This is a genomic window from Nocardia gamkensis NBRC 108242, assembly GCF_001612985.1.
GTDB classification, from domain to species: Bacteria; Actinomycetota; Actinomycetes; order Mycobacteriales; family Mycobacteriaceae; genus Nocardia; species Nocardia gamkensis.
The window spans coordinates 1-13,401 of the sequence record NZ_BDBM01000012.1 but is presented as its reverse complement, the minus strand read 5'-3'; the positions used below and the strand labels follow the sequence as shown (position 1 = coordinate 13,401).

Annotated in this window: 12 protein-coding genes and 1 tRNA gene; 9 read left to right on the top strand and 4 right to left on the bottom strand. The window is 67.3% G+C overall.

Going from position 1 to position 13,401, the window contains the following annotated elements:
* Positions 1-269: 269 nt before the first annotated feature.
* Entirely contained in the window at positions 270-1,217 is a 948-nt protein-coding gene (locus NG1_RS12900) for a quinone oxidoreductase family protein (protein ID WP_062970456.1), read from the bottom strand.
* A gap of 87 nt (positions 1,218-1,304) precedes the next feature.
* Here NG1_RS12900 and NG1_RS12895 point away from each other — a divergent pair, with 87 nt between their 5' ends.
* The 4 genes from NG1_RS12895 to NG1_RS12880 all read left to right on the top strand — a co-directional run bounded on the left by NG1_RS12895 (position 1,305) and on the right by NG1_RS12880 (position 5,084).
* Positions 1,305-1,760, top strand: a complete 456-nt coding sequence (locus tag NG1_RS12895) for a MarR family winged helix-turn-helix transcriptional regulator (protein WP_062970452.1) — start codon at positions 1,305-1,307, stop codon at positions 1,758-1,760.
* 455 nt (positions 1,761-2,215) lie between these two features.
* On the top strand, positions 2,216-3,739 hold the full coding sequence (locus tag NG1_RS12890) for a PucR family transcriptional regulator (RefSeq protein ID WP_062970451.1): 1,524 nt from the start codon (positions 2,216-2,218) through the stop codon (positions 3,737-3,739).
* 295 nt (positions 3,740-4,034) lie between these two features.
* Positions 4,035-4,622: a CBS domain-containing protein gene (locus NG1_RS12885; RefSeq protein ID WP_062970449.1), complete on the top strand. Its 588-nt coding sequence runs from the start codon at positions 4,035-4,037 to the stop codon at positions 4,620-4,622.
* A 48-nt stretch (positions 4,623-4,670) separates the two neighbouring features.
* Positions 4,671-5,084: a TraR/DksA C4-type zinc finger protein gene (locus NG1_RS12880; RefSeq protein WP_062970447.1), complete on the top strand. Its 414-nt coding sequence runs from the start codon at positions 4,671-4,673 to the stop codon at positions 5,082-5,084.
* On the opposite strand, the gene NG1_RS12875 is transcribed toward NG1_RS12880, so the two are convergent.
* Positions 5,077-5,904 (bottom strand): SDR family NAD(P)-dependent oxidoreductase, encoded by an 828-nt coding sequence (locus NG1_RS12875; RefSeq protein WP_062970445.1) that lies wholly within the window; start codon positions 5,902-5,904, stop codon positions 5,077-5,079. The genes NG1_RS12880 and NG1_RS12875 overlap by 8 nt on opposite strands.
* Before the next feature lie 67 nt (positions 5,905-5,971).
* Between NG1_RS12875 and NG1_RS12870 the strand changes: the two genes are divergently transcribed.
* Positions 5,972-6,565, top strand: a complete 594-nt coding sequence (locus tag NG1_RS12870; RefSeq protein WP_063910333.1) for a TetR/AcrR family transcriptional regulator — start codon at positions 5,972-5,974, stop codon at positions 6,563-6,565.
* Positions 6,566-6,709: 144 nt separating this feature from the next.
* Here NG1_RS12870 and NG1_RS12865 read toward each other — a convergent pair whose 3' ends face one another.
* Positions 6,710-7,777: a YeiH family protein gene (locus NG1_RS12865; protein ID WP_063910332.1), complete on the bottom strand. Its 1,068-nt coding sequence runs from the start codon at positions 7,775-7,777 to the stop codon at positions 6,710-6,712.
* An 11-nt stretch (positions 7,778-7,788) separates the two neighbouring features.
* Between NG1_RS12865 and NG1_RS12860 the strand changes: the two genes are divergently transcribed.
* From NG1_RS12860 to NG1_RS12850, 3 genes are all read left to right on the top strand, one after another.
* Positions 7,789-8,733: a LysR substrate-binding domain-containing protein gene (locus tag NG1_RS12860; RefSeq protein WP_062970441.1), complete on the top strand. Its 945-nt coding sequence runs from the start codon at positions 7,789-7,791 to the stop codon at positions 8,731-8,733.
* Between the two features lie 693 nt (positions 8,734-9,426).
* A tRNA-Leu gene (locus NG1_RS12855) sits at positions 9,427-9,511 on the top strand.
* A 488-nt stretch (positions 9,512-9,999) separates the two neighbouring features.
* Positions 10,000-11,025 carry a site-specific integrase gene (locus NG1_RS12850; RefSeq protein ID WP_157114029.1) on the top strand — a complete coding sequence of 342 codons (1,026 nt, stop codon included), beginning with the start codon at positions 10,000-10,002 and terminating at the stop codon, positions 11,023-11,025.
* A 352-nt stretch (positions 11,026-11,377) separates the two neighbouring features.
* Here the strand turns inward: NG1_RS12850 and NG1_RS12845 are convergent, their stop codons facing one another.
* On the bottom strand, positions 11,378-12,124 hold the full coding sequence (locus tag NG1_RS12845; RefSeq protein WP_062970437.1) for an SDR family NAD(P)-dependent oxidoreductase: 747 nt from the start codon (positions 12,122-12,124) through the stop codon (positions 11,378-11,380).
* 117 nt (positions 12,125-12,241) lie between these two features.
* On the opposite strand from NG1_RS12845, the gene NG1_RS12840 reads away from it, so the two are divergent.
* Positions 12,242-13,401 (top strand): IS30 family transposase (locus tag NG1_RS12840; RefSeq protein ID WP_439956422.1); only part of this gene is annotated, 1,160 nt, incomplete at its 3' end.

Here is a 13,401-nt window from a genome sequence, read left to right as displayed (position 1 = left end):
CTCGCAGGCCAGGCAATCGGTGTCGGTGTGCCACGACATTCTCGAATGCATCGCACCTCACCGAGTTTCGCAGTTGTTTCGAATGACCGCACAGGGCTGGGAGATGACCCGGAATCACAGAGAATGAGCGCCGCAACCGGCTCGCGGACCGCGGCGGTCGAGCCGACCGCCGGCTTGATCAAGAGGGCCCGATGCGGTGGCTGGACGGCACGGTCGCCGACCCGGCGCGGGATCGTTGAGGAGCGTCCCGGCCGGATCGAGGACGCGATTCATTCGATGCGGACGATGCTCTTGCCGTGGGTCACTCCGCCGGCAAGGTTCGCGATCGCGGTCTCGACGTCGGCGAGAGTGTATTCGGCGGTGACATCTACGCGCACCGACCCGTCGGCGACCAGCGCCATCGCGCGAGCGGCACTGTCGGCGAGCCGCTGCGGGCAGGTCTGGCCGGCCAGATTGCTGTTGTAGGTCATCAGCGACTGACCACGCATCAGCAGATCGTTGGCCGACACGGTGACCGGCTCGAAGGTGGCGATGTTGCCGTAGACCACGATCCGGCCATGCGCGGCGAGCCGGGCGAGGCTCGCGACCCGAGTGGGCCCGCCGATCGGGTCGAGAATTACGTCGAAGCTCTCCTCGCCCAAGGCATCGGGGAATTGTTCACGCTCGAGCACCTCGTGATAGCCGAACCGGCGCGCGTAATCGAGCTGACCGGCGTTGCCGACGACTCCGACAATCCTCTTCGCGCCCGCGGCGGCGGCGAATTGCCCGGCCAGCGACCCGACACCACCAGCGGCGGCATGGATCAGGACACTGTCCCCCTTCCCTACTCCGGCGGCGGTATCGACCAGGTCGTACGCGGTCGGAGTCACCCAGCCGAACGCGCCGGCGGTGCGCGCGTCGACGCCCGAGGCATTGATCGCCAGCACCGCCGGTGCGGTCACGACCTCGGCGTAACCGCCCCCGCCCACCAGCGCCACGACCCGCTCGCCGATCCTGTCGTCGTCCACGCCCTCCCCCACCGCGATGATCTCGCCCGCGACTTCGAAGCCCGGCACGAACGGGCGCGGAATCGGGAAATGCCCCGCGCGCACCAGCACGTCGCCGTACTGCACGCCCGCATAGGCAACGCGGATGGCGACCTCACCCGGTCCGGCCACAGGCTCATCGATCTCCGAGATCCGGAAAGTGTCATCGGTGTCCAGCACAACAGCCTTCATAAGATACAACTTTCTGTGTTGACTCACTATCCTTATATAGGAACCTAGTCAGTATAAGGTACCTGAGTCAACTTAGGGAGTTGTGTCATGGCCGATGTGCCTGTCGAGGAATACGTGTGCACCCGACTACGCCGCGCGGAGCAAGCGCTTATGGCCCACCACGAGGCGGTGCTGCGCGGCTACGGGCTCACCATGACCCAATACACGGTGCTGCTGACCCTGTCCCGCGAGGACGCCATGTCCGGCGCCCAACTGGCTCGCGCGTGCGGAGTCACCCAGCAGAGCATGGCCACCGTCCTGAGCGGCATGCAGAGCAAAGGACTCATCGCCCGGCAACCGTCCGCGGTGCACGCCAAAGTCCTCATCGCCACTCTCACCCCGGCAGGCCATGGCCTGCTCGACCGTGCCTACCAGGAAGTCATCGTGCTCGAACGCGCCCTCACGGACCGCTTCACCCCCGACGAGCACAGAAGGTTCTGCGAGTTCCTCGACCGTGCCACCGCGACCCTCGTCGAACAAACCTCGACCGGTCACGGCGGCTGACCCGGCCATACCGGCAGGCCATAACCGGAGAGTGGAGTAGGTGATCGCCCAGCTGGGGCCTCCTGGCAGGCGTACCGTTCGATATGTGGCAGGGGCTCGTGCCGGCGCCGGCGCAGTTTCCGCTGAGGCTCCGTCGGCCTGCGCGCTCGGTACGGCCACGATCCGCGATCGTTCGACGAATCCGCCGCCGACCGCGACGTTCCCGGCCGCACCGGGCAGCGCGGCCGTGCGTACCCACCGGGCGAACCAACCGACCGAAGCACCCTCGCGTTGCTGACCGGCACCGAGAACGCCGACATCGGCGACGTGGCCGTAATCGCCGATGTCGGCGGGGCGTCGGTCGCCTGCACCGGCGCGTCCCGGCGCTCACGGCGGTGCACCGGCCGAGCGAGTGGTCCGGCTTGCACGTCCACGACCTTCCACCAGTCGCGCCGAGTTCGAGATCGGAGGGGCTCATGGTGACGTTGGACCGGTTGGCGAACGTGTTGGGTGGCTATGGGGTCCGTCTGCGGTTGGGTTCGGTTGCCCGCGCCACCCCTTTACGCAGTGTGGTGATTCCCGGGGCCGAACACGACCCTGCGGAAATGGGCGATGTGCTGCTGGGGATCGGGGCACGCTCGGTATCGGAGGTGGTGGACTGGGCGGTGTCGGCGCGGGCTGTCGTCGCGCTCTTCCGCGGGGATGAGCAAACCGACGACGAGCCGAAGATCGAGGGGATCGCCGTGCTGATGATCGACCCCGCTGTGGCCTGGAGCGAGGTGGCCGCGGTGGTCTACGGATTGGTACTTGAAGGACGCGAGACCGACGCCGGTCGCGGGCCGACCGATTTGTTCGCCTTGGCCGACAGCCTGGCCGACGCGGTCGGGGGTGCGGTGACGATCGAGGACCGCCTGTCCCGGGTGCTGGCCTACTCCAGGCCGCAGCAGCATCTCGACCCCGCATGGGTGGAAACGATCCTGGGGCGGCAGATGCCGCAGTGGTTGCGCGCGGTATTCGAAACGCAGGGTGTCTTCGCACATTTGGCGGCCTCGGCGGAACCGTTGTTCGTGCCCGCGCAGGCAGATCGCGCGATGACGGGGCGGATGGTCGTGGCCGTCCGCGTGGGCCGCCAACTGCTCGGCTCGATATGGGTGTCATCCCCCGCGCCGTTACACGGGGTTCGCCACCGGGCCTTGACCGACGGAGCCCGAACAGTTGCCCTGCATCTGTTGCGATCGCGGGCCAGCGCGGACCTGGAGCGTCAAGTGGAATCCGAATTGGTGATCCGCTTGTTGGAAGGCACCGCGGACGCGACCACGGTAGCCAGCAGACTGGGGTTGGCGTCGGAGGGTTTGCGGGTGCTCGCCGTGCGGGCCCGGATCGCTGGAGAGCAGCACGCCGCGCTGCTGTTGATCTTCGAGCGAGCGACATCCGGATTCGGCTGGTCGCGTTCGAGTCGCAGCGCCTTGGTCGGCGACACCGTCTACACCGTGCTACCCGCTGATCAGGCGGCCACGGCACGTCGCTGGATAAGCGAGCGACAGGCGGCACTGCCCACCCAGATGACGGTGCTGGCCGGAATCAGCGGTGTCGCCCTGGCCAGGGAACTGGCGTTGGCGCGCCAAGAGGCCGACGAATGCCTGGCACTGCACGAAGCCCGCTCGGCAGATGTTCCGCCCCTCGCCTATGACGAGTCGTGGGACGAAATCCTGCTCCAGCGGTTGCGCACCGCGGGGCATTCCGGACGCACCCCCGCGCGAGGGCCGATCTCGGAGTTGCGCCGCCACGACCGCGCCAACTCCACCCAGTATGTGGCAACGTTGCGCGCCTGGTTACAGGCGCAGGGCGACCTCGCAGAGGCGGGGGCGCAACTCGGGGTGCACGAGAACACCGTCCGCAACCGGCTGCGCAAGATGGCCGAGGTGACCGACCTCGGTTTGCGCGACCCCCGCAAACGCCTCGCCATGATGATCGAACTCGCCGTCACCGAGACCGCCTGAGCCCGCGCTGTGCTGCCGCCACAAATCCCGGCTCCTCGATTGTCTGATCAGCGCAACCGAACTTCTCGACACCGAACGATCATGGAGTTGAGCAGCAGTCGCAAGGCAGGAAGAGTCAAGTCGGCGATGCCGGTAGGTCCGAGCGACTGAGACCAGCCCTGCACCAGGGCCTGCGCGTCGTCAGGGGCGGCGCCGCCTCGGGCCCGTCCCTGACGACACTTCCCACCCGGCCGGGAGCGACGACGGTTCCGCCTTCGGAGCCGAACCGGTACTAGCTGAAGCGGAGTTGAACGGCATGAGGAACATGCAGGTATGCGAGGTCATGCAACGGCCGATCATTGCTGTGCGGCATGACGATCCGGCACGCGCCGCGGCGCTGATGCTCGCCGAACTGGGCTACGCGGCGTTGCCGGTTCTCGACCAGGCCGATCGCCTCATCGGGGTGATCACCAGCGGTGATCTCTTGCGGGCCGGCGAACTCGACGACACGGTCGGTGCGGTGATGACCACGCCGGCGGTGTCGATCCCCGGTGCTGCGGCGCTGGCCGAGGTGATGAGCAGGCTGGTGGGTCACGGACTGCGCAGTGTGCCGGTCGTCGATGCCGACGGCCGCGTGATCGGGATGTTCAGCCGCGGCGACGCGTTACGAATCATGCTCACCCCCGACGACGCACTCGCGGCCGATGCCCAGAAGCTGCTTGATCAATACACCCGCGCACGGCACTGGCAGGTCACTGTCGAGGACGGTGACGCCACCGTCGCCGGTGGGTTCGCGGACGAATCCGAATGGCGCATCGCCCTGGCCCTGACCCGCACGGTGCCCGGAATTCGCGCCGTGACCGTCGCGGCCGGACGGGCCGCCGCGGCCGCCGGCGCGCACTGACCCCGACTCGGCGCAGCACATTCCGAACCACGAGCCCTGGAGACCCGGATGACTACCGCACACACCGCCTCACCCGAACGCCTTTCCGATCACCTACCGGCGTTGCGAGCCGGACTGGATCAGCAACGTCGCTTCCGAGTGCGGCAACTGGCCGAACTCGAAGCCGAGATCGATCGCGCGGCCGAACCCACCGACGCGGCGGAAATGGCCAGGCGGCAGGTCGCCGAGAAATTGGCCGTCGCCGCACGGCACGCGTTGGCCGACATCGATGGAACCATCAGCCTCATCACCTCAGGCCGCTACGGCCGCTGCCGCGGTTGCGACACCGAGATCCCGATCCACCTACTTCGAGTGATTCGCACTACCCAGTGGTGCCTGGATTGCCGACGGCATCTGCCTGCCTTCGACGGTTCCCGCTCGCTGCGACGGAGGCGCGGTACCCGGCCGCCGAGGATCAGGTAACAGTGACCGGTTCGGGCAGCTCGGCGAGTTGTTCGGTCAGTTTGGCATGGATCGCGGCGACCGCGTCCCGGCCCAGCGGCAGTCGCAACGGGGGCGTGGGAGATTCGACGGCGGCGATGATCTGCTGTGCCGCATGGGCGGGATCCCCGTACACATTCGGGTCGAGGTCGGCCAGACGCTCGCGCGCCGCCTCGACGCTGGCGGCGTAGTCGGGGTGCTGGACGGAGGTGATTTCAAGTGCGGCAACGAAATTCGTGCCGAACATGCCGGGTTCTACGATCGTGACGCCGATACCCAGGTGGGCGACTTCTTTGGACAGGCCTTCGTTCATACCTTCCACGGCGAACTTGGTGGCCGCGTAGAGACCCAAGCCCGGCGAGGGGGCCGCGACACCCGCCACCGATGAGATCTGCACGATATGGCCACGCTTGCGCTCCCTCAGCACTGGCAGACATGCGCGAATCATGTTCAGTGATCCGAACACGTTCGTCTCGAAGGCGTCCCGCACCGTGCTGTCGGGGATCTCTTCCAGCGCGCCGAAGACGCCGTAACCGGCGTTGTTCACCACCACATCCAGGCGCCCGAACGCCTCCACCGCCTGCGCCACCGCCCGCCGCGCCTGCTCGCCGTCGGTGACATCCAGCGGCGTGACGAGAACGCGATCGGGATGGGCGGCCGCCAGTTCTTGCAGGGGCTGCGACCGCTCGGGGGTGCGTGCCGTCGCGACCACCCGGCCACCGCCCGTCGCCACGGCCTGGCATATCGCATAGCCGAATCCCGATGACGCCCCGGTCACCAGCCACACTCGATCACTCATCATCAATGCTCCTCACCATCTCATATTTACGATACTGACCATATCGTATTTGAAAGTATAGGATTGCGCAGTGGCAGAGCAGAAGGGTGCGCGCGGGCCGGGACGGCCACGCAGTGAGCGATCACGCACAGCGGTACTGACCGCAGCGCGGGAACTACTGACCGACCGAGGGTTGCCCGGGCTGAGCATGGACGACATCGCCGCGCGGGCCGGTGTCAGCAAGAACACCATCTATCGGTGGTGGCCGACCAAGGCAGCGGTGTTGATGGATGCCTTCACCGACGCCTTCGCCGACCGGATGGAGGCTCCCGCCGAGGGCGATGCCCTGACCCGGTTGCGGATCCAGCTCCGGCGCGTGGCGCAATTGATGAACACCCCCGAGGCCAGGCGCCCGTTCGTCGCCTTGATCGCAGCCGCTCAGCACGACCCCGACCTGGCCACGGCACTACGCGAACGGTTCCTCGACGGCCGGCGCGCCGACGTGGGCGTGCTCATCGCCGCCGGAATCGACAATGGCGAACTGCCGGAAGATCTCGATACCGACGCCGTCATTGACCTGATCTATGGGGCTCTCTACTACCGGCTGCTCGTCAGCGGCGCGCAACTCGACCCGGCATACGCCGATCGGATCATGGCGCTGCTGACTCCCGTCCTCCGAAGGTGAATCCGCCTGCTCGTACATCAGCGGGGCGTATCGACGGGTGGCGGAGTCGACGGCAACCGGGACACGCTGGCCCACTACCCCGTTCTCGAGCCGAGGCCGTCGAGTTCTCGGCGTCGAACTTCGGCCGAAGGGCCGTATGCGTGCTCAAGTCCATCCGGTCGCCGCGAGCAGCAGCAGGGCGGAGACAGCGAGCACCAGGCCGAGGATGCCGCCGTAGAGCAGCGGGCGCGGGCCGGTGGCGCGCATGCGCCGCCAGTTCAGCGAGGCGCCGACGGCGGCCAGCACCGCCGCGACCAGCCAACCGCTCACCGCGGTGGACGCGACAGTCCACCTCACGGGCAGCACCCCGGTTCCGGCGATCACCGAGGCGGCGAGGAACAGCACAACGAACAGCGGGATGGTGCGCCACATCGGGGCTGTTCCAGCGGCGTCCCGGCGGGGCACGCGGCGCTCGGTGAAGTGCAGCCCGATGCACAGCGGCACGATCATGAGGCTGCGCGCCAGTTTGACGATCACCGCGAACGACGCGGCCACCGGTCCGAACGCCACACCGGCGGCGAGCACCGAGGAGGTGTCGTTGATCGCGGTGCCGGCCCACAGACCGAACGCCTGCTGCGAGAGGCCGAGCATCCGCCCCAGCGGCGGATAGACGAGCACCGCAACGATATTGAAGACGAAGATGGTGCCGAGCGCGTACGCCACCCGGTCCCGTGCGGGCGCGATGACCGCGGTGACCGCGGCGATGGCGGATGCTCCGCAGATGGTGGTGCCCGCCGCGATCAGGATCTCCGACTCACGGTGCAGTGCGAGTAATCGGCCCACCAACACCGCCGCGACCGCGCCTGCCAGCAGCGTGCCCAGTAGCACGACTGCGGTGTCGCGGCCGACGGTGAGTACCGCGTCGACGGGCAGGTCCAGACCGAGCAGCACGACGGCGCAGGCGAGCACGCGATCGCGGGTGAGCGCCAGGCCGGGCGCGAACCGCCCGGTGTCGGTGCCCCCGTCGCGCGCGAGCGCGCCGATGAGGATGCCGGCGGTGAGGGCGGTCACCGGCGCGCCGACCGCTGGAACGAGGCGCCCGGCGACGGTGGACAGAGTAGCGAGAAACGCGGCCAGCGCTAGGCCCGGGACGAATCGGTGCAGCGTGTTCACCTGCCCGATCGTGGCCGCAGCGGCGCTTGCCTGGTAGACCGCGATTCCCACCGACATCATAAGCTCGGCTTATGACCTTGGGCCCTGAAACTCCCGATCTCACCGTGCTGGACCTGCTGGTCTCGGTGGCGGAGACAGGCAGTCTGGGCGCGGCCGCGCGTAGGCAGGGGATCAGCCAGCCTGCGGCCAGCATGCGGATCAGTGCGCTGGAGCGCCGGTTACGGCTGCGGCTGCTCGATCGCGGCCCGACCGGTTCGGCGCTCACCGACGCGGGCCGCACCGTGGTCGAGCACGCGCGGACGGTGCTCGCCGCAGCGCAGGCGTTCACGAACGCCGTCGCGGGTCTGCATGCCGAGCGGGCGCCGCGGGCGCGCATCGCGGCCTCCAAAACTATCGCCGATCACCGTATTCCACAGTGGCTGGCGGCCCTGCGGACAGTCCGGCCGGACGCCGTGGTGGCGCTGGAGGTCGGCAACAGCCGTCAGGTGGAGGCCATGGTGCGCGAGGGCGCGGCGGACATCGGTTTCGTCGAGGGCCCACACCCACCAGCCGGTCTGAGCGGCCGGGTGTTGGGCACCGACGACCTGGTCGTCATCGTAGGGCCGGACCATCCGTGGGCGCGCCGCACCGAGCCGGTCACGCTTCGCGAACTGGCCGCCACCCCGCTGCTGTGGCGAGAGCCAGGGTCGGGTACTCGCGATACGGTGTGGGAGATGCTCGCCGCGCACTGCACGCCCGCTCCCCCGGCCGCGGAACTCGGTTCCGCCGCAGCCCTTCTCGGCGCGGTCCGAGGCGCGATGGCGCCCTCGGTGCTCAGCGCTCTGATCGCCGGACCCGAGCTGACCGCGGGCCGGGTGGCGCGGGTGCCGGTCGCGGACGCCGCACTGCTCACCCGCCGGTTCCGCGCCATCTGGCGCCGGGAGACCCCGCCCACGGACGCGGTGGAAGCTCTCGTGCGATGCGCGGAGCGGATCGAGCGGGCCCGCGGGGCCCTTCCCGTTCCCCCGCATCGGTGATCTGAATTTACTCGGCGTCCCTCACCACGACCGCTCGAGGATCCAGTCGACTGTGGGCGCACATCTCCCTCGCGATGCGAGTAGCTACCTATCTGTTTCCCTGGAATCCCCTACGGCTTCGGCCCCCGAAGGTCACCCCGGCGAGGCTCACCGCAGAGCCCACTATTTGACCAGCTCAGGAGATTTTGTGAGGTGCTAGCGACGCCTCCGTGACTCGATGCGCCATCACTCTCCCCGACCTGCCTCGCGCTGACCGATCGCAGCTGGCAAATTAATGGCATTCACTGTTCGCTGTGCACACGGGCGGTGTTTCCGGAGCAGCTCGCCCGTCGGTCCGGGCCGACTGACGGGCCATCGACCGAGGCGAGTATTGGGCCCATGGCCATGAGGGATCGAGTGCCGGCTACTCGTATCCGCAGTCGACGGGTCCGATCGGCGATCAATCACGCGGACGGCATCCCGGTCACGCTCGGTTCCCTAGGCCGCGCGGTCGAGCAGCGCTAGAGCCGCACGCCGATGGCTCCATCACGTAGCCCGACATGCCGATCACGCACCCAACCGAACGGCGCCTCATCGACCTCCTGCCCGCACGGATACTCATGCCACCACCCATCCCAACGCGCTCGAGAATCCGCAGGTCCAGCCGCGATTTGGTCCACGCGGAGTGATCCGATAATCTTGCTGAGCACACCGGTCCGGGTGGCGGAATGGCAGACGCGCTAGCTTGAGGTGCTAGTGCCCTTTATCGGGCGTGGGGGTTCAAGTCCCCCTCCGGACATTCAATGACACGGTTCCGTGGCAAATATGCCGCGGAACCGTGTATTTTTGGCCTTTAACCGGGGTCCGGACCCGTTTCCGGGGGCAATGATGCCGCGCGGCGGTGTCATTGAACGGCTCGGACACGGTCCCGGCGCTGCTGTGGCTGACGCGAAGGATCCGACGCCGCAACTGCGCGCGGGCCCGCCTCGGCTTCCTGCGACCGAACATGTCGAACCGGACCACGTTCAGCCCGATGACCTGGGTAAAGGCATCGAGGTGGATTTGCCTTGAAGATCTTGACCGTGCTGTGGCGAGCGTCGGATGATGAGTACCTGACAGTGGTGATGGTCCCCGCCCGCCGTGAACGATGCCCGGTTCGAGCCGGGTCGGTCGACCACCCCGGTCCAGCGCAGTCCGCGCTGGTGCTGTCGGATTCCCGATCATCTTCCAGCCGATCAGCAGTGCCGTTTGCGGGCACCGTCACCTCGGCGCGTGTTCAGGAGCACCATGAGTTTCGACGAATCCCCCCTCACGCCATCCCCGCTCCCCTATCAGCTGCCGGTGCTCGACCGCAGCGCCGGCGATGCCGGCCGCTCACCGGTTGGTTCTCCCCGGCTCGGTGAGTACATCGACCGGGTGCGTAGGAAGGTCCCGCCGAAGACGCTGAGGTGTTACGACTCGGCATGGCGTGCGATCAGTCAGGTATGGGGCGACCGAGTGTTGAGCGAGCCGACGACGAGGGAGATAGAAGAGCTGATGGATGCGCATCAGATCCGTTCTCGCGCTCGCGCCAACTCCCGGGGCGGAGAGTCAGCCGCAGAGAATCTGCTGTCGGCGTTACGGCACATCTACAAGCACGCCGAACGTGACAGGCTCATCGATCCCTCCAGCAATCCCGCGGCGGCCGCAAGGCTTCCGGGCCGGCGCGGCGGCAAAGGCGATGTTCTGAGCAGCGAGCAGCTGCGGGAAGTTCATCGTGTTGCTTCTTCGACCGGTGATGACCCCGAGCTGGACGAACTGATCGTCATGCTGCACATCCAAACCGCGAGTGACCGGCAAGCTGTCATCGATCTGGCGCTTCACGACCTCGACCGCGACAACTGCCTGGTGCGGCTACGGACGCGCGGTGGCGGGTTTCACTGGCATCCGGTCTCGCCCCGTCTCATGGCCGCCCTGGGAAAGCATGCCGAACGTCGCGGAGGTAGAGAGGTCACGCCTCGTGTGCTGCGTAAACGCAACGGGCGGCCGATCAGCTACAGGCGCTACGACGGGTTGTGGAACCGAGTCCGCGAGAACCTGCCGTGGGCACAGGAATTGGAGGTCACCACCTACTCGATCACGGAGACCGTGCGTGTGCACGTCCGCCAGTTGTTCGGGGAGACGGTCGAGCGGGTCTATCTCGGGCAGCACCACGACGACACCGCTGTCCTGACCCACCTGCGTGGTGATGTCATCGAAGCACTCATGACGATCGCCGGCGAACCTCATCCACTCGCCAGGAGCAAACGGCCCCAGGACTCACCGGGTCGGTAAACGAAGTTGCTGGGCCGTCGCCGACGGATACACGGGAGTCGGTATTGCTTGGCAGCGCGGAGAGACATCCGTGCAACGCCGTGCTGAACTGGGACTGTGGATCTATCTAACCTGGACCCACCCCCACGACTTGACACAGAGAGGAGCCAACTTCTTCGGCGCGATCGATGTGAACATCGACGCCGAACTCGCCCAGCTGGGGCCGACCGGCAATCGGCCGTTGCGGGTGTGCGATGGCTTGTTCTGAGACTTCGCCCACCGCAGGCATGAACCAGGCCCCGCTGTGATTCGTAGCGATGAGTGGCGGTGAATTCGCGTCGCTACATGGCGATTGCTTGTGCTGTGAGGAGTTCTAGACGGCGGTTCGGCCGCCGTCGGCGGGCAGTATCGCGCCGTGAATGAAGCCGGCGTGGTCGCTGACGAGGAAGCCGATGGTTGCGGCGATCTCGGTGACGTCGGCGACGCGCCGTGCTGGGGCTTGAGCGGCCAGGGCCTGGAGTTGCTCGGGGCTGTAGTGGGCTGCGGTGCCTTCGGTGAGGGTGGGGCCGGGAGCGATGGCGTTGACGCGGACTCCGCGTGGCCCGAATTCGGCGGCCCAGGTCTTGGTGAGTAGCTCGAGCGCGGCTTTGCTGGAGGCGTAGACAGCCGCGCCGCGGGCACCGAACGCGGCGACCATGGTGCTGACGTTGACGATCACTCCGTGCCCGCGCTCGACCATGCCGGGTGCGATCGCGGCGACGAGGAAGAACGGGACCTTGACGTTGAGCGCGTAGCAGGCGTCGAAGTCCGATTCGGTGACCGCGGCGGTGGGGGCGAAGACTCCGATGGCAGCGTTGTTGATCAAGATGTCGACCCGACCGGCGATAGCGTGGGCATTTTCGGCCAGTGCTCGTGCGCTGTCGGCGTCGCCGAGGGTGGCACGCAGGAATTCCGCGGTGCCGCCGGTGCCGCGAATCTGCTCGACGGCTTGGTTTCCGCGGTCGGTGTCGCGTCCGGTGACCAGCACGTGTGCGCCGCGTTCGGCCAGCAATGTCGCGGTGGCGTGGCCGATTCCGCTGGTTGCGCCGGTGACCAAAGCGACTTTTCCACTCAATGGCATCCGATCATCGTAGGGCTCGCGTCTTGTCTGCGGCCGGAGCGGTGTGTCGGAAACGATCTTGGGCTCAAGGGATCACTGCATCACCGCGTGGATGATCATGTCGGCGTGGAGGTTTGGGTGCGGGATTACGGGATGTCTGCTGCTCGTCAGAACGAGGTGTGGCGCCGGTGGCGGGCTGGTGAGTCGTTCAGCGCGATTGCCCGGGCGCTGGGGCTGCCGTTGCAGCATGTGCGGAGGTTTCTCGCTCAGACCGGAGGGGTTCACCGGCCGCCGCCACGGCGGCGCAGCCAGCACTTGACGATGGCCGAGCGGGAGGAGATATCCCGTGGCTTGGCTGCGGGCTGCTCGGCGCGGACGATCGCCGTGTGCCTGGGGCGTTCGCCGTCGACAATCGCGCGGGAGATCGTCCGCAACGGCGGCCGCGCGGCCTACCGTGCCGCCACAGCCGATCAGCGGGCGTATCAACGAGCGCGTCGGCCGAAACCTGCAAAACTGGCCAGAAACGCGAGGCTTCGTGCGCTGGTCGAGGAGAAACTCACGACATGCTGGTCACCCGAGCAGATCGCCGGTTGGCTGCGTCGGCAGTTCCCCGACGAGGAGTCGATGCGGGTCTCCCACGAAGCGATCTACCTGACGTTGTTCGACCCACGCCGCAAGGCGATCAACCGGACCCTGACCCGCAAGTTGCGCACCAGGCGGCCGATGCGGCATCCGAAACGGGCTCGCCGCCCGACAGGGGCAGGCGTGATCAGCGATCTGGTGCCGATCAGCGAACGTCCGGTGGAGGTCGAAACCCGACAGATCGCCGGGCACTGGGAGGGGGATCCGGTAATGGGGACCCGCCCGTCGGCGATCGCGACGCTTGTTGAGCGAACCAGCCGATTCACCGCGCTGGTGGCGCTACCCGACGGCATCAAAGCCGATCAGGTGACCCCACACCTGACCAGGTATCTGCTCAGCCTCCCGGTGCCGATGCGCCGCACGCTGACCTGGGACCGCGGCCGGGAAATCGCCGGTCACAAAGCCATCACCGCAGCCACGGGTACGCCGATCTACCTGTGCAAGCCCCGCAGCCCGTGGCAACGCGGCACGAACGAGAACACCAATCGGCTACTGCGTCAATACCTGCCGAAGAACGCCGACCTACGCCGATTCAGTCAAGCCGACCTCGACACCATCGCCGACGAGCTCAACCACCGACCCCGCAAGATCCACGGCTACCGCAGTCCCGCAGAGGTCTACGCTGAGTGTCTGAACAGCGGTGATGCACTGACTGT